Source organism: Streptomyces pratensis (assembly GCF_016804005.1).
Lineage (GTDB): Bacteria > Actinomycetota > Actinomycetes > Streptomycetales > Streptomycetaceae > Streptomyces > Streptomyces pratensis_A.
The window spans coordinates 6051268-6077448 of the sequence record NZ_CP051486.1 but is presented as its reverse complement, the minus strand read 5'-3'; the positions used below and the strand labels follow the sequence as shown (position 1 = coordinate 6077448).

At 73.8% G+C, this 26181-nt stretch carries 24 protein-coding genes; 15 read left to right on the top strand and 9 right to left on the bottom strand.

Annotation, left to right across the window (positions count from 1 at the left end):
• Positions 1-110 precede the first annotated feature (110 nt).
• Positions 111-884, bottom strand: coding sequence for an alpha/beta fold hydrolase (locus HED23_RS25095; protein ID WP_203185641.1), 774 nt, complete (start codon positions 882-884; stop codon positions 111-113).
• 160 nt (positions 885-1044) lie between these two features.
• Here HED23_RS25095 and HED23_RS25090 point away from each other — a divergent pair, with 160 nt between their 5' ends.
• From HED23_RS25090 to HED23_RS25080, 3 genes are all read left to right on the top strand, one after another.
• Positions 1045-3846: a helix-turn-helix transcriptional regulator gene (locus tag HED23_RS25090; protein ID WP_238442103.1), complete on the top strand. Its 2802-nt coding sequence runs from the start codon at positions 1045-1047 to the stop codon at positions 3844-3846.
• A gap of 125 nt (positions 3847-3971) precedes the next feature.
• Positions 3972-5324: a PucR family transcriptional regulator gene (locus HED23_RS25085; RefSeq protein ID WP_203185640.1), complete on the top strand. Its 1353-nt coding sequence runs from the start codon at positions 3972-3974 to the stop codon at positions 5322-5324.
• Between the two features lie 399 nt (positions 5325-5723).
• On the top strand, positions 5724-7325 hold the full coding sequence (locus HED23_RS25080) for a cation acetate symporter (protein WP_203185639.1): 1602 nt from the start codon (positions 5724-5726) through the stop codon (positions 7323-7325).
• A 56-nt stretch (positions 7326-7381) separates the two neighbouring features.
• Here HED23_RS25080 and HED23_RS25075 read toward each other — a convergent pair whose 3' ends face one another.
• The gene (locus HED23_RS25075; RefSeq protein WP_203185638.1) at positions 7382-8014 is read right to left on the bottom strand and encodes a TIGR03085 family metal-binding protein; all 633 of its coding nucleotides are present in this window, start codon (positions 8012-8014) and stop codon (positions 7382-7384) included.
• An 85-nt stretch (positions 8015-8099) separates the two neighbouring features.
• Here HED23_RS25075 and hisI point away from each other — a divergent pair, with 85 nt between their 5' ends.
• From hisI to lgt, 11 genes are all read left to right on the top strand, one after another.
• Complete coding sequence (hisI, locus tag HED23_RS25070; RefSeq protein WP_203185637.1) at positions 8100-8480, top strand: phosphoribosyl-AMP cyclohydrolase; 381 nt, start codon at positions 8100-8102, stop codon at positions 8478-8480.
• Between the two features lie 11 nt (positions 8481-8491).
• Positions 8492-9985, top strand: coding sequence for an anthranilate synthase component I (locus tag HED23_RS25065; protein ID WP_203185636.1), 1494 nt, complete (start codon positions 8492-8494; stop codon positions 9983-9985).
• A gap of 14 nt (positions 9986-9999) precedes the next feature.
• The gene (locus HED23_RS25060; protein ID WP_203185635.1) at positions 10000-10659 is read left to right on the top strand and encodes a TIGR02234 family membrane protein; all 660 of its coding nucleotides are present in this window, start codon (positions 10000-10002) and stop codon (positions 10657-10659) included.
• Positions 10660-10753: 94 nt separating this feature from the next.
• Positions 10754-11005, top strand: coding sequence for an HGxxPAAW family protein (locus tag HED23_RS25055; protein WP_203185634.1), 252 nt, complete (start codon positions 10754-10756; stop codon positions 11003-11005).
• 120 nt (positions 11006-11125) lie between these two features.
• Positions 11126-11608: a DUF2752 domain-containing protein gene (locus tag HED23_RS25050; protein ID WP_398084178.1), complete on the top strand. Its 483-nt coding sequence runs from the start codon at positions 11126-11128 to the stop codon at positions 11606-11608.
• Between the two features lie 113 nt (positions 11609-11721).
• Positions 11722-12531, top strand: a complete 810-nt coding sequence (gene trpC, locus HED23_RS25045; protein ID WP_145802232.1) for an indole-3-glycerol phosphate synthase TrpC — start codon at positions 11722-11724, stop codon at positions 12529-12531.
• Between the two features lie 35 nt (positions 12532-12566).
• Positions 12567-12755 (top strand): tryptophan biosynthesis modulator TrpM, encoded by a 189-nt coding sequence (trpM, locus tag HED23_RS35425; protein ID WP_107103173.1) that lies wholly within the window; start codon positions 12567-12569, stop codon positions 12753-12755.
• Positions 12756-12892: 137 nt separating this feature from the next.
• Positions 12893-14173: a tryptophan synthase subunit beta gene (trpB, locus tag HED23_RS25040; RefSeq protein ID WP_203185633.1), complete on the top strand. Its 1281-nt coding sequence runs from the start codon at positions 12893-12895 to the stop codon at positions 14171-14173.
• On the top strand, positions 14170-14982 hold the full coding sequence (gene trpA, locus HED23_RS25035; RefSeq protein WP_203185632.1) for a tryptophan synthase subunit alpha: 813 nt from the start codon (positions 14170-14172) through the stop codon (positions 14980-14982). The genes trpB and trpA overlap by 4 nt, the downstream gene beginning before the upstream one ends.
• Before the next feature lie 75 nt (positions 14983-15057).
• On the top strand, positions 15058-15873 hold the full coding sequence (locus tag HED23_RS25030) for a thioredoxin domain-containing protein (RefSeq protein ID WP_203185631.1): 816 nt from the start codon (positions 15058-15060) through the stop codon (positions 15871-15873).
• 105 nt (positions 15874-15978) lie between these two features.
• Positions 15979-16974: a prolipoprotein diacylglyceryl transferase gene (lgt, locus tag HED23_RS25025; RefSeq protein WP_238442102.1), complete on the top strand. Its 996-nt coding sequence runs from the start codon at positions 15979-15981 to the stop codon at positions 16972-16974.
• A 69-nt stretch (positions 16975-17043) separates the two neighbouring features.
• Here the strand turns inward: lgt and HED23_RS25020 are convergent, their stop codons facing one another.
• Genes HED23_RS25020 through HED23_RS24990 form a run of 7 tightly spaced genes read right to left on the bottom strand, consistent with a single transcriptional unit; the run spans position 17044 to position 24974 of the window.
• On the bottom strand, positions 17044-17862 hold the full coding sequence (locus HED23_RS25020; RefSeq protein WP_203185630.1) for an HpcH/HpaI aldolase/citrate lyase family protein: 819 nt from the start codon (positions 17860-17862) through the stop codon (positions 17044-17046).
• Positions 17859-19064 (bottom strand): CaiB/BaiF CoA transferase family protein, encoded by a 1206-nt coding sequence (locus tag HED23_RS25015; protein WP_203185629.1) that lies wholly within the window; start codon positions 19062-19064, stop codon positions 17859-17861. The genes HED23_RS25020 and HED23_RS25015 overlap by 4 nt, the downstream gene beginning before the upstream one ends.
• Positions 19061-19945: a ribokinase gene (gene rbsK, locus HED23_RS25010; RefSeq protein WP_203185628.1), complete on the bottom strand. Its 885-nt coding sequence runs from the start codon at positions 19943-19945 to the stop codon at positions 19061-19063. The genes HED23_RS25015 and rbsK overlap by 4 nt, the downstream gene beginning before the upstream one ends.
• Positions 19942-21306, bottom strand: coding sequence for an ADP-ribosylglycohydrolase family protein (locus tag HED23_RS25005; RefSeq protein ID WP_203185627.1), 1365 nt, complete (start codon positions 21304-21306; stop codon positions 19942-19944). The genes rbsK and HED23_RS25005 overlap by 4 nt, the downstream gene beginning before the upstream one ends.
• Positions 21303-22499 (bottom strand): ADP-ribosylglycohydrolase family protein, encoded by a 1197-nt coding sequence (locus HED23_RS25000; protein WP_203185626.1) that lies wholly within the window; start codon positions 22497-22499, stop codon positions 21303-21305. Before HED23_RS25000 ends, HED23_RS25005 begins: the two co-directional genes overlap by 4 nt.
• The gene (locus tag HED23_RS24995; RefSeq protein WP_238442101.1) at positions 22435-23766 is read right to left on the bottom strand and encodes an ADP-ribosylglycohydrolase family protein; all 1332 of its coding nucleotides are present in this window, start codon (positions 23764-23766) and stop codon (positions 22435-22437) included. The genes HED23_RS25000 and HED23_RS24995 overlap by 65 nt, the downstream gene beginning before the upstream one ends.
• Positions 23767-23792: 26 nt before the next feature.
• Entirely contained in the window at positions 23793-24974 is a 1182-nt protein-coding gene (locus tag HED23_RS24990) for an ADP-ribosylglycohydrolase family protein (protein ID WP_203185625.1), read from the bottom strand.
• 221 nt (positions 24975-25195) lie between these two features.
• Between HED23_RS24990 and HED23_RS24985 the strand changes: the two genes are divergently transcribed.
• Positions 25196-25927, top strand: a complete 732-nt coding sequence (locus tag HED23_RS24985) for a VIT1/CCC1 transporter family protein (RefSeq protein WP_203185624.1) — start codon at positions 25196-25198, stop codon at positions 25925-25927.
• Positions 25928-26181 lie beyond the last annotated feature (254 nt).

Here is a 26181-nt window from a genome sequence, read left to right as displayed (position 1 = left end):
GCTGCCCGGAGTCGAGTCCCGTGCCGGCTGCGCGCTCCTGGTGTCGAGTGCCGTGCCGGCGTGCGTGGCCTCGGTGTCGCGCCCCGTCCCGGCGTGCGCAGTCCCGGTGTTCAGTCTCGTGAGAGGAACGCGGCTATGGTCCCGGCGAAGGCGGGATCGCGTACGGCGGTCAGGTGGTCCCCCGGCAGCACCGTCAGCTCAGCCCCCGCGATCGCCGAGGCCAGCACCTCGGGCCGGGTCGCGAGGGGGTCGCTCGCACCGGCGAGGACCAGCGTCGGGACCACGATCCGGTCCAGCGGCAGCGCGTCCCGGTGCACCGCCCGTATCTGCGCCGCCAGCGCCAGCCGGTCGCCGCCGGCGGTGTCGGCCAGCGCCCGGAAGGCCCGAACCCGTTCGGGTACGTCCGCCGCGTCCTCGGCCGTCAGCGCCGCGGACACCAGCTCCGGGGGCATCACCCGGGTGTCCAGACCGCCCACCTCCACCGCGCCCGCACCTATCCCTCCGGCCACCAGACGGCTGATCCGCGTGTCCTGCGCCGCGGCCAGGACCGCCACCACGGCGCCCATCGAATAGCCCGCGACATGCACGTGGTCCGCGCCGATGCGGTCGATGAGCAGACGTACGTCACGGGCCATCAGCGACTCGCCGTAGTGCGTGTCGTCGTGCGGCCGGTCCGACTCGCCGTGACCGCGCGCGTCCAGCGCGTACACCCGTCGGCCCCGCGCCACCAACGCCTCCACGACGCCGGGGCCCTCCCAGTTGAGCCGGGCGTGCGCGGCGAAGCCGTGCAGCAGCACGACCGGAGGCAGGGTGCCGTCCGGGTCCCGCGACCAGGACCAGTAACGGAGGGTCAAACCGTCGTGTGTACGCAATTCATCAGTCATGCACCGACGTTACGGGCGGTCGCTGCGGAACGGCCCGGGACTGTGCCTCCGCACAGCGCCGAAGCCGTTCCGTTGGGAGCCCGCACCGCACCGCGCCGACCGGGAACAGGGAGCGGACGCGAACCTTCCGACGCTGTTTACGCGGAAGTAACGTGAGAGTGTGACCCCATCGACGACCGTGCACAGTCCGCTCCGGCTGTACGGCCGCAGCGGTGAACTGGCCATCCTGGAAACCTTGTTGGCACGGCTGCGGGCAGGGGACGGCGGAGCGCTCGTGCTGACCTCGCCGCCCGGTCTCGGCCGTACCGCCCTGCTGCGGCAGGCCGCCGCCCACTACCTCGGAGGGCACGGCGGCCCCGTGCTGTACGCTGCCGCCGCCCCCACCGAACAGCGACTGCCCTACAGCGGGCTGCACGCCCTGCTCTGCTCCGCCCCCGGCCCGCTGTCCGTCGCACCCGACACACTCCTGCGCTCCGGGATCACCCCCGGCGGGCTGCTCGGGCTGCTGCGGGGCCTGGGGGCCGAACAGCCCCTGCTGGTCTGCGTGGACGACGCGCACGCCTGGGACCCCGACTCCCGCGCCGCTCTCGGCTTCGCCGCCCGAAGGCTCGGCGCGGGCAGCCGGGTCGCGGTGGTGATCGGCGCGGCCGACGAGACCGCCTTCGCCGGTCTGCCGGCCCTGCGCCTCGGCCCGCTCGACGACGACGCTGCGACCGCGCTCCTCGACCGGCTCACCGACGGCACGGCCGATGTCGACCCCGTCGTACGCAGCGAGCTCCTGCGCGAGGCCGCCGGCAACCCGCGGCTGCTGGCCGGACTGGCCGGCCGCCTCACCCCGGGCCAGCTGACCGGGCGCATCGCGCTGCCGTACCCGCTTCCCGGGGCCGAGAGCGTCCTCGACGCCCACGCCGGACATCTGGACGGGCTGTCCCCCGACACCCACACACTGCTCCTGCTGGCCGCCGCCGCGGAGGAGCACGAGCCGGACGGAGCAGGCGCCGACGCGGCGCTGCTGCTGCGGGCCGGGAACCGCGCGGGGCTGGCCACCGCACACCTCGACCGGGTGCTCTTCGCGCCCGCGGGCACCGCCGGAGCCCTCCAGCGCGCGGGGAGCCGCGTGCACTTCAGCCACCCGCTGCTGCGCCGCGCGGTGCTGCACCGGGCACCCCCGGGCCGCCGCCGGGCCGTGCACGAACTGCTCGCCGGGCTACTCACCGGGACCGGCCCGGCACCGCTGTCCGCGCTCGTCCAGCGGGCCTGCGCCGCGTCCGGGCCGGACGCCGCCCTCGCCGGGCAGCTGGAGGCGGCGGCCGTCGCCCCGCGTCCGCACGGCGAGCGGTCGGCCGCACTGGCCCGGGCCGCCGCGCTCTCCGCCGACGACGCCCTGCGCGCCGCACGGTTCACCGCGGCCGCCGAACAGGCCCGCCTCGCAGGCGACACCGGCAGGGCCCGCGCCATGCTGGCGCGCGTCGGCCCCCACCTCGCCGGAGGCGCCGCACCCTACGTCCGCGGCATGCTCGCCCTGCGCGACGGGCCGGCCGCCGACGCCCGCGAGGCACTCCTCACCGCGGCGGAGCTGCTGGCCCCCCACGACCCGCGCCGCACCCTGGACGCCCTGTTCGGCGCCGCGGAGGCGGCGTGGGACATGGGGGACCCCATCGCGTACCTGGACGCCATGAACCGCGTCCCCGTCGCCGCCGCCGACCGGTCCATGGCGCAGTACCGCGCCGGCATGTGCGCCGTGCTCGCCGGGCACCCGGACCGGGGCCATGCCTTCCTGCGGTGCTGTCTGGACTCCGCCGACCGCGCGGAGGACGCCGGCGAGCTCCTGAGGGCGGGAGCCTCCGCCCTGGTGCTCGGTGAGGTCGACGCCGCCTGCCGCGCAGGGGCCCGTGCCCTCGCCGCCGTACGCACCCGGGGGCCCGAGTCCCAGCTGCCGCACGCCCTGGAACAGCTCGCCTACGCCGAACTGCGGGCCGGACAGCACGCCAGGGCCCGGGCCCACGCGCTGGAGGGACTGCACGCGGCCCGTCGTACCGGGCAGCAGAACTCCGCCACCCATCTGCACGCCGTCCTCGCTCTCGCCGCCTCGGTGGAGGGCCCGGCCGAGGCATGCTCCGCCCACGCCGACGCGGCACTCACCGGGGCGGGGCCGCACGGACTGGCCCAGGCGGCCATGCTCGCCACCTGGGCAATCGCCCGTGCGGACCTGGCGGCCGGGCGCCCGGGTGAGGCGGCCGCGCGGCTCCGCCCGCTGGTCCGGCCAGGCCCCGGGACGGGACACTTCGCCACCCGGATGCTCGCCGTGCCGTGCTACGTCGAGGCGATGGTGCTCTCCGGCCGCGCGGACGAAGGAGCCGCCGAACTCACGTCAGCTGTACAGGAATTCGCTCTGTGGACCGCTCGGACGACCGACCCCCAGGTCCCCGCCCAGCTGGCCCGCTGCCGCGCCCTGCTGGCGCCGCCCGAGGAAGCCGCCGGACGCTACGAGGAGGCACTCGTCCATCACGACCGCGCGGGCGGCGACTTCGAGCGCGCCCGTACCCAACTGCTCCACGGCCAGCTGCTGCGCCGTCTGCGCCGTACCCGTGAGGCCCGCGGCCCGCTGCGGGACGCGCTGGTGGCATTCGAACGCTGCTCCGCCCGCGTCTGGGCCGAACGGGCGGGAGGCGAGCTGCGGGCGGCCGGCGAAGCGGTGGACGTGCCGGACCAGGGCGGCCCCGGCCCGCTGGCCGGACTGACCCCGCAGCAGCAGAGGATCGCCCGCTGCGTCGCGGAGGGGGCCACCAATCGCGAGGTGGCGGTGCGTCTGTCGGTGAGCCCGCGGACCGTCGACCACCACCTCCGCAACGTCTTCGCCGCACTCGGTGTCCGGTCCCGGACCGAACTCGCGCGGCTGCTGGACCGCGGGGGCGGGGCGAGGTTGCAGGACCGTGATGAGAAGAACCGCGCAGACCTCTAGGTACCGACCGGGCGGTATGCCATTCTGCGGTCGTCAGGATCGATCGGTGTGCGCCTGCCCAATTCCGGGCCGCGCGCACCGGGGCCGGCCGCACCGCAGCCGGCCGATTCCCGGTGGAGGCCGCCATGCCACAGGTCGTACGTTCGCGGATCAGGGCGCTGCACGGACCGCCCCCCGTCACACCGTTGCCGCACCGCACCCGCTCCCTGGCCGACCGCGAGGCCATAGCGGTGCTCCACCGGGCGGCCCGTGCGCTGCTGGAGGCGCTGCCGGAACTCACGGACCGGCTGGTGGAGGCGCTGCGGGAGCAGGAGCCCGCCTACCGCGCCGCCATGGAGACCGAGCCGTCGGAGATCTGGCAGGAGGTCCACCACTCGCTGCGGCACAACGTCGCCTCCCTCATCCAGCCCCGCGAGTTCCGGGAGGCCGCCCACCGCACCTCCCGGTGGATCGGCGAGAGCCGCGCCGAGCAGGGCGTACCGCTCGACGCGGTCATGCACGCCTTCCGGATGGGCGGCGCGATGGTCTGGCAGGACCTGATCGACGACACGGCCCGACGCCACCCCGAGGACACCCGGCTGCTCGTCCATGTGGCCGCGGATGTCTGGAACTTCGTCGACGAACACTGCGGCGTGGTGGCCGAGGCGTACCGGCAGGCGGAGCGGCGGCTCTCCTGGCGCCGCGAGAACCAGCAACGCCTGATGACGGCGGCGCTGCTGGACGGCACCGCCCGGATCGCCGACCTGCCGGACGCCGCGGCGATGCTGGGCCTCCCGGTGCAGGGGCGGTACGCGGTGCTCGCGGCCGCCGGCGCCCGCCGTGCCCCGCACGGCGCCGGCCGTCCGCCGCTGACCCTGCCCGAGGGCTCGCCCGCGCTCTGGCACTCGGCGGGGGACATCGAGCTGGCCGTACTCCCTCTGGGGGCTGTCCCGGTGGAGGCCGAGGCGGAGCCGCGTTCCGACAGCGAAACGGAGAACCCGCCTGCCTCCGGCTCCGCTCCGGCCTCCGACGGTGAACTGGCCACACTGGCCGACGGCCTGACGGTGCCTCCGGGCACCCGCGTCGGGATCAGTTCCGTGGTCGACGGGCTCGCCTCCGTCGGTGACGCACGGCGCCTCGCCGAGACGGCGCTGCGCGCCTGCCCGGCGTCCGGTGGCACCGTCCTGCTCGACGAGCACCTGCCCGCCGCGCTCGTCGTGTCCTCGCCCGCCCTCGGAACGGCGCTCGCCGACCGGGTCCTCGGTCCGCTGGACCGGCTCGACCCGGCGGACCGGGACGTGATCATCGAGACCCTGACCGCATGGCTCGACTCGGACGGCTCCGCGCAGCGGGCGGGGGCGAAGCTGTACTGCCACCGCAACACCGTGCTGAACCGGCTGCGGCGCTTCGAGCAGCTGACGGGGCGCTGCCTGACACGGCCGTCGGACGCGGTCGAGGTGTCCCTGGCGCTGGCGGCGCGGCGGTTGCTGGTGCGCTGAGTCCGGCCGGGCGCCTGCGGATGACGGAGGTCCCCTCCCGGGCCGGAAGCCCGTGATGCGCGGCCGGGCGGGTGCGGGGCCGGGCGGGTGCGGGGCCGGGCGGCTGTGCGGCCGGGCCCAGCCCCACAGCCCGAGGCCCCCGGCTCCCCGCCGCACAAGGCCCCCGGTTCCACGCCGCCCAATGCCCCAGGTTCCCGGCCGCCGCGCCGCGTGGCGGGGGGCCTCGGGCGGCGGGGCCCGCGCCCGGCGGCGTTGTGCCACCGCACAGTCCCGCGCCGGGCGTGCTGTACCGGCGCCGCGCCCTGCCTCCGCCCCCTGTGCCGCCCACGTCCCTGCTGGTGCCATGGCGCGCATGCCTTCAGCTGCCCCTTGCAGAGCCGTACCGGCGGAGCGAATCCGGTGAGCGGCGCGATCGACGCCCGGTCCCTGGCCGTGGTCATCTTCCTCGGCTTCGTCGCCGTGTCCCTGCTGCTGTGCGGACTCGCCGCCGCCGACCAGGACGATCCGGAGCACTTCTACGCCGGCGGCGCCACCCTCGGCCCCGTCGGCGCCGGGCTGGCCATCGCCGGGGACTACGTCTCCGCTGCCACGCTGCTCTCCACCACAGGCTCCGTAGCGCTCGCGGGCTTCGACGGCCTGCTGTTCGCCCTGGCGACAGTCGCCTCACTGGTCCTGGTCATGCGTCTCTTCGCCGAACGCCTGCGCCGCAAGGGCGTGTTCACCATGGGCGACTTCCTCGCCGACCGGCTCGGCGACGGCTCCGTGCGCCGCGCGCTCGGCGTGGCCACCCTCGTCGTACTGGCCCCGCTGCTGCTCGTACAGCTCACCACCGCCGGCCGGGTCATGACCTCCATGTTCGGGCTGCCCGAAGGAGCGCTCACCGGATGCACCGTCGCCAGCGGCGCACTGATGGTCTGCTACTCGGCGTTCGGCGGGATGAGGGGCACCGGCTACATCCAGATCCTCAAGGTGGCCGTCGTCCTGGGAGCGGTGACCCTGCTCGCGGGGCTCGTCCTCGCACGCTTCGACTGGTCCCCGTTCGCCCTCTTCGACGCCGCGCAGGCGGGCAGCAAGGCGGGCGGGGACTACGCGCGCCCCGGGCTGCAGTTCGGGCACGGCCTCGCGGGAGGCCTCGACCTGATCGGCTTCCAGATCACCCTCGTGCTCGGCGCCGCCTGCATGCCGCACATCATGATGCGCCTCCACCCGATCCGTGACGCCTGGACCGCACGCAGGGCGGGCATCTGGGCCGTGAGCCCCGTCGCCCTGCTGTGCGTCGGCATCGTCGTCGTCGGACTCGGCGCCTCCGCGCTGATCGGCCGGGACCTGCTGCACGCCGCCGATCCGGCCGGCGGCACCGCCCTGCTGATGGTGACCAGCGCGCTCGACCCCGGTGCGGCCGGGCCGCGTGACAGCCCTCTGTTCGCACTCGTGGCCTGCGCGGCGTTCGCCACGACTCTGGCCGCGGTCGCCGGGATCACTCTGGCCGCGGCCTCCTCCCTGGCCCGCGACTTCACGGTGAAGTCGGGTGCGCAGGGCGAGGGCAAGGCCTCCAGCAGGGAGATCCGGCGCGCCCGCTGGGCCGTCGCCGGAATCGGGGCGCTCGCCGTGCTCCTCTCGGCGTACACCCATGACCGCAACCCCCAGGTGCTGCTCTCCCTGTCGTTCGCGGCCGCGGCCTCGATCCTGCCGCCCGTCCTGCTGTACGCCTTGTTCCGGCCGGGCTTCAACGCCCGCGGGGTGCGGTGGACCGTGTACGGGACGCTCCCGCTGATCGGGATCCTGATGGTCCTGTCACCGGCCTTCTCCGGCACACCCGTCGCGCTCTTCCCGGAGTGGGACTTCGACGTCTTCCCGCTCCAGACCCCGGGACTGGTCTCCATCCCGGCGGGATTCCTCCTCGGGCTGCTGGGGTCGGGCCGGGACCCGGGCGCGGCACCGGACGCACGGCACCGGCACCGGGCCCGCTGGGCACCCGTGCGCGCCCGCGACGGCGCCTGAGCGGCCGGCGCGGGCGCGCGGCGCCCGCCATGGGCCCGCCGTCGCGGGGGCCCGGGCTACAGGCCCAGTTCGGCCGTGTGCAGCCGGGCCAGCGCGTCCTTGTCGCCCTCCAGCTCCACCCGTGCCGCGTCCTGCCGTCCCGCGGCGAACAGCAGCAGCTCGCCCGGTTCCCCGGTGACCGTCACCACCGGGGTGCCCTTGTGGGCCACCGCCGTCTGGCCGTCCGGGCGCCGCAGCACCAGACCCACCGGGGCCCGCCGGCCCAGCATCCGGGCCGTCTTCTCGGTCCGCGACCACAGCACATCGGCGAAGACCGGATCGAGGTCCCGCTGGGACCAGTCGGGCTGCGCCCGGCGCACATCCTCCGCGTGGATGTAGAACTCGACGGTGTTCGCCGCCTCGTCCAGCTGCTTCAGGCCGAAGGGCGACATCCGTGGCGGCCCCGTACGGATGAGCTGGATCAGTTCCTCGTACGGCTTGGCGGCGAATTCGGCCTGGATCCGCTCCAGCCGGTTCTTCAGGGCGCCCAGCAGAATCCCGCCCGCCGCGTCCGCGCGGCGTTCACGCACCACGACATGGGCGGCCAGGTCACGGGTCTTCCAGCCGTTGCACAGGGTCTGGGCTTCGGGGCCCGCCGCTTCCAACAGGTCGGCGAGCAGAAGACGTTCACGCTTCGCATGGGTCGACATGCCCGCCAGCGTACGACCGCCGCCCCCGGTCCGCCCAGTGGACGCACGGCCGGGCGGCCCCGGCCGGCGCGGCACAATGGGGCGCATGACCAGCACGCCCGGCTCCACGCCCGCCAGTGATCTCGACCCGGCCGTCGCCGCCCGCCTCAAGCGCGGCCCCGACGGACTGGTCCCGGCCATCGCCCAGCAGTACGACACGGGCGAGGTGCTCATGCTCGGCTGGATGGACGACGAGGCGCTGCACCGCACCCTCACCACGGGCCGCTGCACCTACTGGTCCCGCAGCCGCCAGGAGTACTGGGTCAAAGGTGACACCTCGGGCCACATCCAGCAGGTCAAGTCCGTCGCGCTGGACTGCGACGCCGACACCGTCCTGGTGAAGGTCGACCAGACGGGCGCCGCCTGCCACACAGGTGCCCGCACCTGCTTCGACAAGGACGTCCTTCCGCTCACCGAGCCCCGATGAGGTCAGCCGCCATGGATCTTGACACCTTCCGCAAGCTCGCCGTCGAGCGGCGCGTCATCCCCGTCAGCCGTCGGCTCCTCGCGGACGGCGACACCCCGGTCGGGCTCTACCGCAAGCTCGCGGCCGAGCGCACCGGCACGTTCCTCCTCGAATCCGCGGAGAACGGCCGCACGTGGTCCCGCTACTCCTTCATCGGGGTACGCAGCGCCGCCACCCTGACCGCCCACGACGGACAGGCCAGGTGGCTGGGCACCCCGCCCGTCGGCGTCCCCGTGGACGGGGATCCGCTGCAGGCGCTGCGGGCCACCGTCGAGACCCTGCACACCCCCCGCGACCTGGTCGCCGACGAGGGCCTGCCGCCCTTCACCGGCGGCATGGTCGGCTACCTCGGCTACGACGTCGTACGCCGGCTCGAGCGGATCACCGAGCACGGCGGCGACGACCTGAAGCTCCCCGAGCTCACGATGCTGCTCACCTCGGACCTCGCCGTGCTCGACCACGGCAACGGCACCGTCCTGCTGATCGCCAACGCGATCAACCACAACGACCTGGCCACCGGGGTCGACGAGGCGTACGCGGACGCGGTCGCCCGGCTCGACGCCATGGAGCGCGACCTGTCCCGGCCCGTGGAGAACACTCCCGCCGCGCTGCCGCCCTCCGAGCTCCCGCCCTACACCGCGCTGTGGGGCGGCCAGGCCTTCATGGACGCCGTCGAGGACGTCAAGGAGCGCATCAGGGCAGGCGAGGCCTTCCAGGTCGTCCCCTCCCAGCGCTTCGAGACGCCGTGCACCGCGAGCGCGCTGGACGTCTACCGGGTGCTGCGCGCCACCAACCCCTCGCCGTACATGTACCTCTTCCGTTTCGACGGCTTCGACGTCGTCGGCTCCAGCCCCGAGGCACTCGTCAAGGTCGAGGACGGCCGGGCGATGGTTCACCCGATCGCGGGAACCAGGCACCGTGGCGCCACACCGCAGGAGGACCAGGCGCTCGCCGACGAGCTCCTCGCCGACCCGAAGGAGCGCGCCGAACACCTGATGCTCGTCGACCTCGGCCGCAACGACCTGGGGCGGGTCTGCGCACCGGGCAGCGTCGAGGTCGTCGACTTCATGTCGGTCGAGCGGTACTCACATGTGATGCACATCGTGTCCACCGTCACCGGACGCGTCGCCGAAGGCCGCACCGCCTTCGACGTCCTCACCGCGTGCTTCCCCGCGGGCACCCTCTCCGGCGCGCCCAAGCCCCGCGCCCTGCAGATCATCGAGGAGCTCGAACCCACACGCCGGGGCCTGTACGGGGGCTGCGTCGGCTACCTCGACTTCGCCGGGGACTCCGACACCGCGATCGCCATCAGGACCGCGCTGCTCCGCGACGGCACCGCGTACGTCCAGGCCGGTGCGGGCATCGTCGCGGATTCCGACCCGGTCGCGGAGGACACCGAGTGCCGCAACAAGGCCGCCGCGGTCCTGCGGGCCGTGCATACGGCGAACCGGCTCCGGTCCTCCTGAGCCGGTAGGGGATAGTGGAGTACGTGAGTGCTGTCCCCGTACCCCAGCCCCGTGCCCGAGCCGCCTCCGCGCCCGACAGCGCAGGAGGCCGCCGCAGCCTGGCAGCCGGCCTGCTCCTCGGGGCGGCCGGTGCCACCGTCGTCCTCCTGGCCTCGGGGCAGACCTGGGCCGAGGGCGAGGCGGCCGTCGGCGGCGGCGCCCTGCCGCTCAGCGCCGACGGCCAGGACGTCACCGGCCTCCCCGCCGCCCTGGCCGTCGTCGGCCTGGCCGCCCTCGTCGCCGTCTTCGCCGTCCGCGGCGCAGGGCGGCGACTCGTCGCCGGGCTCCTGGCCGTCAGCGGCCTCGGCGCCGGTCTGAGCGCCTACGCCGGCGCCTCGGACAGCGCGGCCCTCAACGAGCGGGCAGCGCAGACCACAGGCAACACCGCCGCCACCGTCCACGCCCTCAGCCACACCGCGTGGCCCTACGTCACCGCCGCCGGCGGGCTGCTCATCCTCCTCGCCGGACTGCTCGCCCTGCGCTACGGAAGCCGCTGGCCGGCCATGTCGGGACGGTACGAACGCGGCGGCACCCCCCGCCCCCGCAAGGCCGCCCGCACAGCACCGGACCCCGACCGGCCCGAGGAACTGTGGAAGGCCCTCGACCGCGGCGAGGACCCGACGCGCGAGGCATGACCCCCAGCCTCACCTCGTCCGGCACGTGCGGGACAATGGCAGCGATCCTTCTCAACAGCGATCACCTCAGCGCACCACCAACAAGGAGCAACTCATGGCGGGCAGCAGCCACGGACACACCCCGGCCGCCTGGACCGGTGTCATCATCTCCTTCATCGGCTTCTGCATCGCGGGCCTCTTCATGGTCGCGGCGAACACGCTCGGCTTCTGGGCCGGCGTCGCCGTCGCCATCCTCGGCGGGGTCGTCGGTCTCGCCATGAAGATGGCCGGACTCGGCATGCCGAAGGAGTCCGCGGAGATGGCGGCCGCCAGGGCCCGCGCCTCCCAGGCCCAGATCACGGCCTGAACGGATCACGGCCTGAACAGACCGCCAGGGACCACCCCGAGGGCGCAGGTCCCAGGACACGACGCGAGGCGCAGCCCGGACCGGGCTGCGCCTTTCCGTGTCAGCGGGGACAATCGGCCCGTGGACGCCTCAGCCTCATCCTCAGCCGCCGCCCCCGACCCGTCACCCGTGCACGGACCGGGGCTGCCGACGGCCCCCGCCCCGGTCTCCCGGCTCCGCCGGCTGGCCACTCCCGTCGGAGTCATGGCCGCCGTCGTCGGGGCCTTCGGCTACGTCGCCACGGTCGACCCCAACGAACCCGGTCACTACCCGGTCTGCCCCATGCTCCGGTTCACCGGAGTGTTCTGCCCCGGCTGCGGCGGGCTGCGCAGTGCCCACGCCTTCGCCCACGGCGACCTCGCCGCGGCCCTCGGAGCCAACGCCCTGGCCGTCGTCGGCTACGCCGTCCTCGCCGTGGTCTGGCTGCTCTGGACGGTCCGCGCCGGCCGGGGCCAGACCCTGCGGATCGGTCTCGCGCCCGGTTACTGGTGGGGCATCGGCGCCGTGCTGCTGGTGTTCTCGGTGGTCAGGAACCTGCCCTTCGGCTCGGCGCTCGCGCCGTGAGTACCAGGTAGTGGGATGCGAGACCGTAGGATGCGGGTCCTGAGCCCTCCTGCGGATACCATCGAGATGGCTGATCCTTGTACTTGTCACCGCTTCGGAAGGGGGCCGCTCGCGTGAGTGTGCTCGACGAGATCATCGACGGCGTCCGCGCCGACCTCGCGGAGCGGCAGGCGCGCGTCAGCCTCGACGAGCTCAAGGAACGCGCCGCGCGCGCTCCCCGGGCCAAGGACGGAGTCGCCGCCCTGCGCGGCGAGGGTGTGACCGTCATCTGCGAGGTCAAGCGCTCCAGCCCCTCCAAGGGGGCCCTTGCCGCCATCGCCGACCCGGCCGCGCTCGCCGCGGACTACGAGGCCGGCGGGGCATCCGTCATCTCGGTCCTCACCGAGGAGCGCCGCTTCGGCGGCTCGCTCGCCGACCTCGAGGCCGTCCGCGCCAAGGTCGACATCCCGGTCCTGCGCAAGGACTTCATCGTCACCTCGTACCAGCTGTGGGAGGCACGGGCCTACGGCGCCGACCTCGCACTGCTGATCGTCGCCGCCCTCGACCAGGAGGCGCTCGTCTCCCTGATCGAGCGCGCCGAGTCGATCGGCCTCACGCCGCTCGTCGAGGCGCACGACGAGGAGGAGGCGGAGCGCGCAGTAGACGCCGGGGCGAAGATCATCGGTGTCAACGCGCGTAACCTCAAGGACCTCAAGGTCGACCGTTCCACCTTCGAACGCGTCGCACCCGAGATCCCTGACCACATCGTCAAGGTCGCCGAGTCCGGCGTCCGCGGCCCGCACGACCTCATCGCCTACGCCAACGCCGGCGCCGACGCGGTGCTCGTCGGCGAGTCCCTGGTCACCGGCCGCGACCCCCGGGCCGCCGTCGCCGACCTGGTCGCCGCCGGCGCCCACCCGGCGCTCCGGCACGGACGGGGCTGAGCACGCCCGTGCCCGCCGACCGTCCCGCCGCCCGCATCCGGCCGGGCCTCCGCCCCGCCGGCGCGAGTGCCCGGGACCCGCACGCGCCGCTCGCGCGCGGCTGCCGCCCCCGCGGCTGCCGCGCGCCTGCCCGGCGTGTGCACGGCAGGCGCGTGCGCTACGTGATCGGTGACGAGCCCGGACAGGTCAACGGCATGCGATGGCGCACGGGGTCCGCGCCGTAGCGAGCCCCGGCCGTCGCCCCCCGCCGTACAAGGGGGGTCCGCACGCCCCACCGCACCGACCGTCCACCGGCCGGCGTGGAGCTCCGCTCATGGCGCATACGGTGACATCACCCGTTGCGATTCGAGGAGCACGTCGCATGTCGTCCGACTTCTTCATCCCGGACCCCGAGGGTCTGATCCCCAGCGCCGAAGGCTATTTCGGCGCGTACGGTGGCAAGTTCATCCCGGAGGCGCTGGTCGCCGCCGTGGACGAGGTCGCCGTCGAGTACGACAAGGCCAAGGCGGACCCGGCCTTCGCCGCCGAGCTCAACGCGCTGATGGTCGACTACACGGGCCGGCCCAGCGCGCTGACCGAGGTCGCCCGCTTCGCCGAGCACGCCGGAGGAGCCCGCGTCTTCCTCAAGCGCGAGGACCTCAACCACACTGGCTCGCACAAGATCAACAACGTGCTCGGTCAGGCCCTGCTCACCAAGCGCATGGGCAAGACCCGCATCATCGCGGAGACCGGGGCCGGCCAGCACGGTGTCGCCACCGCGACCGCCTGTGCTCTCTTCGGCCTCGAGTGCACCATCTACATGGGTGAGATCGACACCGAGCGTCAGGCGCTGAACGTGGCGCGGATGCGGATGCTCGGTGCCGAGGTCGTAGCGGTGAAGTCCGGCTCCAGGACCCTCAAGGACGCGATCAACGAGGCGTTCCGTGACTGGGTCGCCAACGTGGACCGTACGCACTACCTCTTCGGAACCGTCGCCGGGCCACACCCCTTCCCGGCGATGGTCCGCGACTTCCACCGGGTCATCGGCGTCGAGGCCCGCCGCCAGATCCTGGAGCGCACCGGCCGCCTCCCGGACGCCGCTGTCGCCTGCGTGGGCGGCGGCTCCAACGCCATCGGCCTCTTCCACGCCTTCATCCCGGACGCGGGCGTCCGGCTGATCGGCTGCGAGCCCGCCGGACACGGTGTGGAGACCGGCGAGCACGCGGCGACCCTGACCGCGGGCGAGCCCGGAATCCTGCACGGCTCACGCAGCTACGTCCTCCAGGACGAGGAAGGCCAGATCACCGAGCCCTACTCGATCTCGGCCGGCCTCGACTACCCGGGCATCGGCCCGGAGCACGCCTACCTCAAGGACGTCGGCCGGGGCGAGTACCGCGCGGTCACCGACGACGCCGCCATGCAGGCGCTGCGCCTGCTCTCCCGCACCGAGGGCATCATCCCGGCCATCGAGAGCGCGCACGCGCTGGCCGGGGCCCTGGAGGTCGGGCGGGAGCTCGGCGAGGACGGGCTGATCCTGATCAACCTGTCCGGCCGCGGCGACAAGGACATGGACACGGCGGCGCGGTACTTCGGGCTGTACGACGGCGCCGACGCGGTCGTCGAGGCCGACGTGGCCGACGGAGAGGAAGAGGTCACCAAGTGAGCGGCAACCGAGAGCTTCTCGAAGCGACGCTGGCCGAGGCGGCTTCCGAGGACCGGGCGGCGCTCATCGCCTACCTGCCCGGAGGCTTCCCGACCGTCGACGGCGGCATCGCGGCGATCAAGGCAGCCGTGGACGGCGGCGCCGACGTCATCGAGGTGGGCCTCCCGCACAGCGACCCGGTGCTCGACGGGCCGGTCATCCAGACGGCCGACGACATCGCGCTGCGCGGCGGGGTCAAGATCGCCGACATCATGCGCACGGTCCGTGAGGCGCACGAGGCGACGGGCGCGCCGATCCTCGTCATGACGTACTGGAACCCCATCGACCGCTACGGCGTGGAGCGCTTCACGGCCGAGCTCGCCGACGCGGGCGGCGCCGGGTGCATCCTGCCCGACCTGCCCGTCCAGGAGTCCGGGCTGTGGAGGGAGCACGCCGAGAAGCACGGTCTCGCCACCGTCTTCGTCGTCGCCCCGAGCAGCAAGGACGCACGGCTCGCCACCATCACGGCCGCCGGCTCCGGCTTCGTCTACGCAGCCTCGCTGATGGGTGTCACCGGCACCCGCGAATCGGTCGGCCAGCAGGCCGAGGACCTGGTGCGGCGCACCCGCGCCACCACGGACCTGCCGGTCTGCGTGGGCATCGGCGTATCCACCGCCGAGCACGCCCGGCAGGTCGCGGGCTTCGCCGACGGGGTGATCGTCGGCTCGGCCTTCGTCAAGCGGATGCTGGACGCGCCGGACGAGGCAGCGGGTCTCGCCGCGGTCCGCGCGCTCGCGGGCGAGCTGGCCGAAGGCGTTCGAAAGCGCTGACCACGGTCGTCATCCGTACGGGTGGACCTGGGACCGGGGAGGCGCTGACGCGCCTCCCCGGTTCGTTCACGCAATGTGAGCGAGAAGAACCAAGACCGAAGAAGAGCCGCGCGTGACCGGCTCGCCCAGCAGCGTGAGCAGGACCGGGCACGGGAGCGCCGACGCCGCACGCTGATCGTCTCGACCGCCGTGGTGGGGGTGCTCGCGCTGGCCGCCGTGATCGGCGTGATCGCCGCCAACGCGGGCAAGAACGACGAGGACAGCGAGGCGGGTCCGGCCGTCACCCCTTCCGGGGCGATGGGGGAGGACGGGCTCGCCCTCCAGGTCGGAGCCGACGACGCGCCGTCCACGCTCACGATCTGGGAGGACTTCCGCTGCCCGGTCTGCGCCCAGTTCGAGAACGCCTTCCGCGACACGATCACGGAGCTCGCGGACAGCGGCCAGCTCAAGGTGGAGTACCACCTCGCCACGATCATCGACGGCAATCTCGGCGGCAGCGGGTCGCTTCGCGCGGCCAACGCGGCCGCCTGCGCCCAGGACGTGGGCAAGTTCGCCCCGTACCACGACGTCCTCTACCGCAATCAGCCCGCGGAGACGGACGACACCTTCGGTGACAACGGCAAGCTGATCGAGCTGGCCGGCAAGGTGGACGGCCTGGACACGCCCGCCTTCCGCAGCTGTGTGGAGGACGGCACACACGACAGCTGGGTCGAGAAGTCCAACAAGGCGTTCACCGAGGGCGGGTTCGAGGGCACGCCGACGGCGTTGCTCAACGGCGACTCGATCTTCCCGAAGAAGGGGGCCGAGCAGATCTCCGTAGCCAACCTCAAGAAGTGGGTCGCGGAGGCGAACAAGGGCAAGAAACCGGCCACCCCCGGGGCCACGCCATAGGCAAGCAGGGCGCTCCGGCGGATGCTCCGCCGGAGTTCCCGTTACCCAGAAGTTGCCGGACGGCTTGCCGTACGTCCCGTCCGGCAGGGTAGCGTCGACCTCGTCATGAACCTTGCCTTCATTCCCAGCCCGTCGACCGGCGTGATCGAGCTCGGCCCGATCCCGCTCCGCGGCTACGCGTTCTGCATCATCATCGGTGTCTTCGTCGCCGTCTGGTTCGGCAACAAGCGCTGGATCGCCAGGGGCGGCAAAGCCGGCACCGTCGCCGACATCGCCGTCTGGGCCGTGCCCTTCGGCCTGGTCGGCGGCAGGCTCTACCACGTGATCACCGACTACCAGCTGTACTTCAGCGACGGTGAGAACTGGGTGGACGCCTTCAAGATCTGGGAGGGCGGCCTCGGTATCTGGGGCGCGATCGCGCTGGGCGCGGTCGGTGCCTGGATCGGCTGCCGACGCCGTGGGATCCCGCTTCCCGCCTGGGCGGACGCGCTGGCCCCCGGTATCGCCCTCGCCCAGGCCATCGGCCGCTGGGGCAACTGGTTCAACCAGGAGCTGTACGGCAAGCCGACGGACGTGCCCTGGGCGCTGGAGATCAGCGAGGGCACGAACCGGGTCGCCGGCACCTACCACCCGACGTTCCTCTACGAGTCCCTGTGGTGCGTCGGCGTCGCTGTCCTGGTCGTCTGGGCGGACCGCCGCTTCAAGCTCGGACACGGCCGTGCCTTCGCGCTCTACGTCGCCGCGTACTGCGCCGGCCGCGGCTGGATCGAATACATGCGCGTCGACGAGGCGCACCACGTGCTGGGCCTCCGGCTCAACGTGTGGACGGCGATCATCGTGTTCGTGCTCGCGGTGACGTACATCGTGATCTCGGCGAAGACGCGCCCGGGCCGCGAAGAGATCGTCGAGCCCGCCGTGGCGGACCTGGCCAAGGACGGCGAGAAGACCACGGACGCAGGCTCCTCCACGGACGCCGACGCCTCCGCCGACGCCTCTTCCCCGGAAACCGATTCCTCCTCGGAGGACGGCGCCGGTGCCCCGGACGCGCAGGCGACGGGGTCGGAGGCCGGCGAGACCCCCCAGAAGGCCGACAGGAGCTGACGCTCCGCAGACAACGAAGGGGCCGCCGGACCGCACAGGTCCGGCGGCCCCTTCACACGTGCCACGGCCTCACCGCCGCCGCGCCAGTGAGAGCGTGCGCTCCGCGGTCGCCACCACCGCGGCATCGACGAACCTCCCGTCCGGCAGGGCCTGCGCGCCCGCCTCGGTCCGGGACGCCTCCAGGATCTGCTCCGCCGCCTCGACCTCCCGTGCCGTGGGCCGGAACGCCCGCTCGATGACCGGCAGCTGCCGGGGATGGATCGCCGACCGGCCGAGCATGCCGAGACCCCTCCCGTGCGCACAGGACGACCGCAGCCCGGAAAGGTCCCGGACGTCGGGGTACACCGACATCACGGGCGGGTCGAGTCCTGCGGCCCGTGCGGCGATCACCACACGGCTGCGCGGCCAGTCGAGGCCGGCATCGTCCCGGACCCCGAGATCCGCCCGGAGATCCGCCTCGCCCAACGCGATGCCCCGCACGGAGTGGTGCGCCCCGGCGATCGAGTACGCGTGCTCGATCGCCAGTGCCGACTCCAGCAGCGGATACAGCGGAACACCCGGCGCCAGGGCCTCGACATGATGCACGGACGCCGCATGGGTGATCTTGGGCAGTCGTATCCCGGACAGCCCTGGCAGTCCCGCCAGCGCCTTCACGTCGTCCTCGCCGTGGACCCGGACATGGACCGGCACCGCCATCGGGTCCACCGTGACCGCATCCGAGAGCAGCTCCGCGGTCGCCCGGCGCGCGTACTCCTTACGGTCCGGGGCCACGGCGTCCTCAAGGTCGACGATCACCACGTCCGCGCCCGAGCCGAGCGCCTTGCGGACCACATCGGGCCGGTCCCCGGGAACGTACAGCCAGGTCAGAGCCACCGCCGGGCCGCTCACAGCGCGCCCTCGTCCCGGAGCGCCGCGACCGCCGGCGCGGAGAGGCCTGCCTCCGCGAGGATCTCGTCCGTGTCCGCCCCGTGCGGCCGGCCTGCCCAGCGGATCGCCCCCGGTGTCTCCGAGAGCCGGAACAGCACGTTCTGCATCCGCAGGGGGCCCAGCTCCGGATCGTCGACCTCGGTGATCGTGCCCAGCGCCCGGTACTGGGGATCCTCCATCACGTCCCGCACGTCGTGGATCGGCGCGATGGCCGCCTCGGCCTTCTCGAACGCGTCCACCGCCTCCTCCCTGGTGCGCCGGGCGATCCAGTGGCCCACCGCCTCGTCGAGCTCGTCGGCGTGTTCCGCGCGGGTGCTCCCCGCGGAGAACCACGGCTCCTCGATCAGCTCCGGACGCCCCACCAGACGCATCACGCGCTCCGCGACCGACTGCGCGGAGGTCGAGACGGCGACCCAGTGGCCGTCGGCGGTGCGGTAGGTGTTGCGCGGGGCGTTGTTACGGGAGCGGTTTCCCGTGCGCGGCTGGACGTAGCCGAGCTGGTCGTACCAGAGCGGCTGCGGCCCCAGCACGGTCAGGATCGGCTCGATGATCGCCATGTCCACCACCTGCCCGGCCCCGGTGCGGTCACGTCCGGCCAGTGCCGTCATCACGGCGTACGCCGTGGCGAGAGCGGCGATCGAGTCGGCGAGCCCGAACGGCGGCAGCGTCGGCGGCCCGTCCGGCTCCCCGGTGACGGCGGCGAAGCCGCTCATCGCCTCGGCGAGCGTGCCGAAGCCGGGCCGGTGGGCGTACGGCCCGTTCTGGCCGAAGCCCGTGACCCGGGCCAGCACCAGCCGTGGGTTGACGGCGCGCAGTTCCTCCCAGCCCAGTCCCCAGCGTTCCAGGGTGCCCGGCCGGAAGTTCTCGATGATCACATCGGTGTCGGCGGCCAGCCGCAGCAGGACGTCCCGGCCGCCGGGTGCGGACAGGTCGAGCGTCAGCGTGCGCTTGTTGCGGCCGAGCAGCTTCCACCACAGGCCGATCCCGTCCTTCGAGGGGCCGTGCCCGCGCGAGGGATCCGGCTTCAGAGGGTGCTCGACCTTGATGACCTCGGCCCCGAAGTCCCCGAGCATGGTGGCCGCGAGCGGCCCGGCGAAGAGCGTTGCGAGGTCCAGGACCCTCAGACCGGCGAGCGGCGGTGTCGTGGGAGCGGCTGCGGTCATGCGGCATCGATCTCTCTGCGATAGGGCATGGAAGTGGAGGCGCCGGGCTTCTGCACGCAGAGAGCGGCGGCCGAGGACGCCCAGGCCACCGCCTCCGGCACGGACCGGCCCTCGCCGAGCGCCACGGCGAGCGTGCCGACGAAGGTGTCCCCGGCGCCGGTCGTGTCGACGGCGGTGACCTCGGGGGCCGGGAAGAGGACGGGTTCGCCGCCCCGGGCCGCGTACAGGCAGCCCTTCCGGCCGAGTGTGATCACGACCTCGGGGACCTCCCGGAGCAGGATCTGCGCGGCCGCGTGCGGTTCGTCGCAGCCGGTGAGCGCCGTGGCCTCGTGCTCGTTGGGGATGAGCAGGCCGACGGCGTCCAGGAGGTCGGACGGCAGCGGCTGCACGGGGGAGGGGGTGAGGATGGTCCTGACCCCTCGTGCCTTCGCCGTGCGCGCCGCTTCGGTCACGGCGGCCATCGGGAGTTCCAGTTGCAGGAGCAGCAGACCCGCGGCCGCGACGGCCGCCTTCTCGCCGGGGCCGAGCGTGGTCACCGAACCGTTCGCGCCGGGGACCACCACGATCGAGTTGGCCCCCTCGTCGTCCACGACGATGTGCGCGGTGCCGCTGGGCCCCGCGACGGTGTGAAGCAGATCCGTGTCCACGCCGGAGTGCTCAAGATTCGTCCGGAGCAGCGAGCCGTATTCGTCGGTCCCGACCGCACCGATCATCACGACGTCGCCTCCGGCGCGCGCCGCGGCGACGGCCTGGTTGGCCCCCTTGCCCCCGGGGACGGTCCGGAACTCCCGTCCTGTGACGGTCTCCCCGTGCCAGGGTGCCCGGGCGACGTAGGCGACCAGGTCCATGTTGGTGCTGCCGAGCACCACGATCGCCGTCATGGGCGGCGTACCTCCTGACAGGTCAGTTCCGCGAGGGTGTCGAAGCCGACGGAGTCGAATCCGGGTACGGATGTGGCGAGGCGGTTCTTGAGCGGGGCGGTCCAGTGGTCCGGCAGAGCGGTGGCCCGCCCGGCCAGCAGGCCCGCGAGAGAGCCGGCGGTCGCACCGTTCGAGTCGGTGTCCCAGCCGCCGGACACCGCGCAGCCGATCGAGCGGCCGAAGTCCCCGTCCGCATGGGTGAGGGCGGCGGCGAGCAGGGCCGCGTTGGGCAGGACGTGCACCCAGTGGTGGGTGGGTCCGTAGGCGTCGTGGAGGCGGTCCACGACGGTGTCGAAGTCCCGTTCGGCGCGCGCCGTCCCGATGCCCAGGCGCACCGCGCGCGCGTACCGGGACCGGGGCGGCACCACACGCAGCCCCGCTGCCAGACAGCCGTGCACATCCGTCCCGCCGCCCGCCGCCTCCGCCAGGGCGGCGGCGGTGAACATCGCCCCGTACACCCCGTTGGCCGTGTGGGTGAGGACCGCGTCCCGGTGGGCCTGTTCCGCGGCGGCCCCAGGGTCACCGGGATTCGTCCAGCCGTGGACGTCGGCCCGGATCTGAGCGCCGATCCACTCCCGGAACGGGTTGCGGTGACGTGCGGTGTCCGGCGGCTCGATGCCGTCGAGCAGATTCCGGTACGCGATGCGCTCGGCGGTGAAGACCCGGCCCGCCGGGAGTTCGTCGAGCCACAGCCGCGCGAGGTCGGACGTGCTGAACCCGCGTCCGTGTCTCTGGAGCAACAGCACGGTCATCAAGGGGAAGTTGAGGTCGTCGTCCTCCGGCATCCCGTCGATGTTCTCCGCCAGTGAGGTGGGTGCCGAGCGGCGGTTCCAGGGGTAGGCGGTGCTCAGCTCACCGGGCAGCCCCCGGGCCGTGAACCAGGTGGTGAGCGGCCAGTTGCCGGTGGCGCGGGCCAGGGCGCGGATGCCGGCCAGCGGCAGCTTCTCGACCGGTTTGCCCAGCAGGCAGCCCGCCGCCCGGCCCAGCCAGGCCGCGTGGAGCCGGTCGGGTCCGACGGAGACCGGCTCGGTGCTCGGGGCGGGCCAGCGCGGACAGGCGGCCCGGATCGCGGTCAGGCCGGTCGGCTCGTCGCCGGCCGACGGGCAGTCCAGCAGGGCGAGTTCGTCCAGCAGCCGCCCGGCGAGTGCGCGCAGCCGGCGCGGCGAGGGCTCCGAGGCCCCCGCGCGCTCCGGGGCCGGGGCGCCGCCCGCCGCGTACCAGCGCTGTTCGACGTCCCCGGTGTCCCGGCCGTCCTGCGCGGCCTGTCGCAGCTCGTGGCCCACCAGGTCCTCGGGCTGGACCCATGTCAGGCGTACGCTCACCGCCCGTCGCCCGTCAGCACGGCGAACGCCGCCTCGTGCGCGCGGCGCCGCTTCGTGTCCCGTACGAAGATCTCGCGGGCCACTTCCGCGAGTGCCCGGGCCGGGGCGTGCAGATCGAGGCGGCTGGCCTCGGCGACCGTCTTCACCCACGTCTCGGGGATCGGCCGCTCGCCGTGGAGCGCACCCGCGAGCGCGCCGCTCATCGTGGCGATCGAGTCGCAGTCGCGGCCGTAGTTCACCGAGCCGAGCACCGTGTGCCGGTAGTCGCCGTCGCCGACGAGCAGCATGCCGAGTGCGACCGGAAGTTCCTCGACGGAGTGCAGCCGGGAGGGCCGCCGGGCCCCGAGCGAGGGGTCGCGGTAGCGGGGCCCCACCGTGTCGAAGGGGGCGACGGCGGCTCTCAGCGGCACCAGGGCGGACTCGAAGTCGGTGTATCGGGAGGCCACTTCGCACACCGACTCGATCGCTTCCCGGGTGCCGTCCTTGGCGAGGGCCAGTGCGCTCTCGACGACGGAGGCGGGGCTGGCGTCCGGGGCGCACGCGGCGGCGACGGCCGCGGCCAGCACCCCGGCCGCCTCCCGCCCGTACGAGGACTGGTGGGCGCCCGCGACATCCAGCGCCTCCGCGTACGCCGCCTCCGGGTGGGCGGCGTTCACCAGGCCGACCGGGGCCATGTACATCGCCGCCCCGCAGTTGACGATGTTTCCCGAGCCGGCCTCGCGGGGGTCGGCGTGCCCGTAGTGCAGCCGCGTGACGATCCACTTCTCCGCCAGGAAGATCCGCTGGAGGGGGAGCGCCTCGGCCTCCAGTTCCGGGATCCACCGGGGCCGTGACATCAGATCAGGCACGAGGTGGTCCGCGACGGCGTACGCGTCGAGATGGCCCCGCACCGTCTCGTACACCCGGACCAGCGCATGGGTCATGAGGGTGTCGTCGGTGACGTGTCCGTCGCCCTTGTGGTACGGGGCGATGGGGCGTGCGGTGCGCCAGTCGTCGCCGTACCAGGGCCCGACGATGCCGGTCACCCGGCCGCCGTGACGCTCGCTGATCTGCTCGGGGCTCCAGCCCTCGACGGGGCCGCCGAGGGCGTCCCCCACGGCCGCGCCGACGAGGGCTCCGGTGATGCGTTCATCCAGGGTGGGCGTCGTGGTGGTCGTGCCGGCCACGGACGGTTCGGATGTTTTGTGTGTCATGCCGGAATTGTCCACCCGGGGTGACCGGTTCCGTGGCTGCCAGCAGCCCGGCGAGTTCGATGAGGTCCGTGCCGGCCAGCCGGGGCAGCGCACACCCGGCGAGCGTCCGGCAGGCCTCCCGCCAGCCCGAGGGCACGGTCGCCGCCCCGCCGAGCGCCCCGGTCAGGGCACCGGCGAGCGCGGGCGCCGAGTCCGCGACCCGCGACAGGCAGGCGGCGGCGGGGACGGCCTGGGCGAACTCGCCCCGGGCCGCGGTCGCAAGGGCCAGGGCGACGGGCACGGTCTCGGCCGCGGCGATCCCGTAGCTGTAGACGTGGTCCACGATCTGATGCTCCAGCACGGGGACGAGGGCGAAGGCGCCCGCGGCCTCGTCCGCGAACTCCCGGGCCAGGCGCACGGCGTGCACGGCGTTGCGGGCGATCTCGGTTCCCTCGGGCAGCTGGTCGAGCGCGGCGTTCACCGCCGTGTCCACGTCCGCCCCGGCCAGGGCCAGCGCGATCGCGGCGGCCACGGCGCGGGCGCCGTGCACCCCGTCACCGTCCTGGGTGTACCGGGCGTCGAACTCGGCGAGCCCGGCCGCCGCCGCGGGGTCACCGGGGTGTACGACGGCGAGCACCGCGGCACGCACACAGGCCGCGTCGTCGAAGTAGTGCGGATTGTCGTGGCCGGTGGCGGGAGGGCGCAGCCCGGCGGCCAGATTGCCGAGCCCGGCCCGTACGGAGATCCGGGCCCGGAGCGGAAGGACGGCCGACTCGACCTCGGACGCCCGGGCACTCGCGGCGGCGACCTTCGCGGCGAGCGCGTTCCACGACCGGTCCACCGCGTCCCGCATCCGCCGGCCGGGGGAGAGGTCCGGCGCGTGGTCGGCTGCGGCGGCGAGCACGGTCCGGGCGGCGAACGCGGCCCACTCGGCGTCGTCGGACGGGCCGAGCCTCAGCGGTTCCGGCGGCTGGTTGAGGGCGATCGGCACGGGCAGCGTCGTCGTCGCGTTCTGCTCCGCGAAGGTGTCCAGCTCCCGGGTGAGCCGCCTCGTCCACTCCGGCATCCGCGCGGCCCTGTGCCGCGCGGCCGGCCACCCGGCGGCGTCGCCGGCGGCCAGCCCGAGCAGCAGCCCCTCGATCCTGGCCCGCCTGTCCGGTGCGGCGCGCCCTCCCCCGGCGTCCGGGGCCGCCGGTTCGGCGGTGATCCGGATGGCCACGTGCGAGGCGGACTCCGCCGGTGCGGCGGGCGCGCCCTGAGGGACGGACTCCGCCGGTGCCGTGGGCATGCCCTTCGAGGAGGGGCGGGCGCCTGTCACCGGGCATCCGAACGGGCGCCGGAGGCCGGAGCGACCGGTCCCGTGGATACCGGTGCGTGCCGCGGGGCGCCGGGGTGCCGCCCGCCGGACGGAGGGGCGCCGAGGGCCCCGTGCTGCGGGGAGCGGGGCGCCGGGGCGGGCTCCCCGTCCGGGGCGGGCTGCTCCTCCGGAGCGTCCTCCCCGTCGTCCGGCGTCAGCAGCTCCGCGATGTCCAGCACGTGATATCCCCGCATGGACGGCAGGCAGCTGCCCCGTACCGGGCCGATCGCCGCCGCCCAGTCCCGGGGGATCGCCGACGCCCCGTGCAGAGCGCCGGCCAGCGCCCCCGCCACGGCGGCCGTGGTGTCGGCGTCCCGGCCCATGTTCACGGCCGTGAGCACCGCCGTACGGAAATCACCGCGCGCCGCCGTCAGGGCGCCGAAGGCCAGGCCCACCGCCTCCGGCGCCAGATCCGTCCACGGGTAGCCGCCGATCACCACGGCTGAGCGCACCGCGCGTTCCGCGGCCAGCCGGTCCGGATACGGTCGCTGCGCCGCCGAGACCGCACGGCGCAGCGACCGGGCCGTCCAGGAGTCCATCGGTACGACCGAGAGCGCGGCGGCGATCACGGAGGCGAGCCCCGCCCCCACCATCGCGGCCGCCACCCCCGCCGCGACCGCCTGCCCGCCGTAGATGCCCTCGCCGTCATGGCTCACCCGCCCGTCCACCGCCACCAGACGGGCGGCCTCGGCCGGCCGGCCCGCCGCGAAGACCCCGAACGGCGCCGCCCGCATCGCGAGACCGTCGCTCCAGGCGTGCCGGTGCTGGGCCGAGATCGGGGCGGCGAGACCGCGCCGCAGGTTCTCCAGCGTGCCGCGCTCGCTGAAGCCGGCACCCCGGAACGGGCCCTCGTCCAGATCGGCGATCCAGTGGTGCCAGGCCCGCTCGACGTGCGAGACGGTGAGTGCCGAGCCGTGCCTGGCCAGCAGGAGCCCGGAGAAGATCGCGTACTCGGTGTCGTCGGTCCCGGCCGGATCGTCGCTGACGAAGCCCTCGATGCGGCCCCAGCGGCGGCGGATCTCGGACGGGCGCAGGTTCTCCGCAGGGGCGCCGAGCGCGTCCCCCACCGCGAGCCCCAGCAACGCCCCCCGGGCCCGGTCACCCGTGCCCGCCGCCGGACCGTCCGCCATGAGCTCCATCGTGTCGACCCTTCGCTCGCACCCGGAACAACCGGATATGCGAGGTTTCCCCGCATGGGCCGAAGAGAGGCCCGATCTCGCACAAATCGGCCGCACGGGTGACGCCCCGAAGGCAGGTAAGTTCGGCCTTCCTTGCTGGCGGGAGCCCCTTTTCGTGCGTACTTTCGACGGTGTGGAGCGGGGGACGAACACGGGGCCCGCTCCCGGAAAAGGGGAGAGCTGTGTCCATCATCGAGACCGACGCCGTACTGCACGAGGCCCACCGGGACAACCACACCCACCGTGACGTCAACGGCGGCTGGCTGCGGCCCGCGGTGTTCGGCGCCATGGACGGTCTCGTCTCCAACCTCGCGCTGATGACGGGCGTGGCCGGAGGGGCCGTCTCCCAGCAGACCATCGTCATCACCGGCCTGGCCGGACTCGCCGCCGGCGCCTTCTCGATGGCGGCGGGGGAGTACACCTCCGTGGCCTCCCAGCGCGAACTCGTCGAGGCCGAGCTCGCCGTCGAGCGGCGCGAGCTGCGCAGACACCCCAAGGACGAGATGCGTGAGCTCGCCGCGCTCTACGAGTCCCGCGGGGTCGACCCCGCGCTGGCCCAGGAGGTCGCGCGTCAGCTCTCCAGGGACCCGGAGCAGGCTCTCGAGATACACGCCCGCGAAGAGCTCGGCATCGACCCGGGCGACCTGCCCTCGCCGCTCGTCGCAGCCGTCTCCTCCTTCGGTGCGTTCGCCCTGGGCGCCCTGCTGCCCGTACTGCCGTACCTGCTCGGTGCCACCCAGATGTGGCCCGCCGTGCTGCTCGCCCTGGCCGGCCTGTTCGGCTGCGGCGCGGTGGTGGCGAGGGTGACGGCCCGCAGCTGGTGGTTCAGCGGACTGCGTCAGCTCGTGCTCGGCGGCTCCGCCGCGGCGATCACGTACGGGCTGGGCTCGCTGTTCGGCGTCGCCGTCGGCTGACACCCCCAGGGGGTGCCTGTGGGATCCCGCCCCGCGAACGGGATTCCGCAGGCCCCTTGCGGTGTTGCACCGGTGTGACGTACCTCTTGACGCACGTCACTGGGCGGATGGGGTATGCCCACCGTAAAATGAGACGCTATGCAGTGCTACACATAAGTAGCCGTTACCCGGCGGTTTCGAATCCATGACCTCCGGGCAATAGCCGTAGACACTCGCGGGCAACGACGCCCGCTCTCTGCGGTCTCCCCCGGACG

Bases quoted from the DNA above. Each gene is read 5' to 3' on its own strand.
- HED23_RS25085 (WP_203185640.1), top strand. From the start codon at position 3,972: ATGCCACAGGTCGTACGTTCGCGGATCAGGGCGCTGCACGGACCGCCC.
- HED23_RS25055 (WP_203185634.1), top strand. From the start codon at position 10,754: ATGGCGGGCAGCAGCCACGGACACACCCCGGCCGCCTGGACCGGTGTC.
- HED23_RS24995 (WP_238442101.1), bottom strand. From the start codon at position 23,766: ATGCCCACGGCACCGGCGGAGTCCGTCCCTCAGGGCGCGCCCGCCGCA.
- HED23_RS25015 (WP_203185629.1), bottom strand. From the start codon at position 19,064: ATGACCGCAGCCGCTCCCACGACACCGCCGCTCGCCGGTCTGAGGGTC.
- HED23_RS25075 (WP_203185638.1), bottom strand. From the start codon at position 8,014: ATGTCGACCCATGCGAAGCGTGAACGTCTTCTGCTCGCCGACCTGTTG.
- trpB (WP_203185633.1), top strand. From the start codon at position 12,893: ATGTCGTCCGACTTCTTCATCCCGGACCCCGAGGGTCTGATCCCCAGC.
- HED23_RS25065 (WP_203185636.1), top strand. From the start codon at position 8,492: ATGGATCTTGACACCTTCCGCAAGCTCGCCGTCGAGCGGCGCGTCATC.
- lgt (WP_238442102.1), top strand. From the start codon at position 15,979: ATGAACCTTGCCTTCATTCCCAGCCCGTCGACCGGCGTGATCGAGCTC.
- HED23_RS24990 (WP_203185625.1), bottom strand. From the start codon at position 24,974: ATGGAGCTCATGGCGGACGGTCCGGCGGCGGGCACGGGTGACCGGGCC.
- rbsK (WP_203185628.1), bottom strand. From the start codon at position 19,945: ATGACGGCGATCGTGGTGCTCGGCAGCACCAACATGGACCTGGTCGCC.
- hisI (WP_203185637.1), top strand. From the start codon at position 8,100: ATGACCAGCACGCCCGGCTCCACGCCCGCCAGTGATCTCGACCCGGCC.
- HED23_RS25095 (WP_203185641.1), bottom strand. From the start codon at position 884: ATGACTGATGAATTGCGTACACACGACGGTTTGACCCTCCGTTACTGG.
- HED23_RS25000 (WP_203185626.1), bottom strand. From the start codon at position 22,499: ATGACACACAAAACATCCGAACCGTCCGTGGCCGGCACGACCACCACG.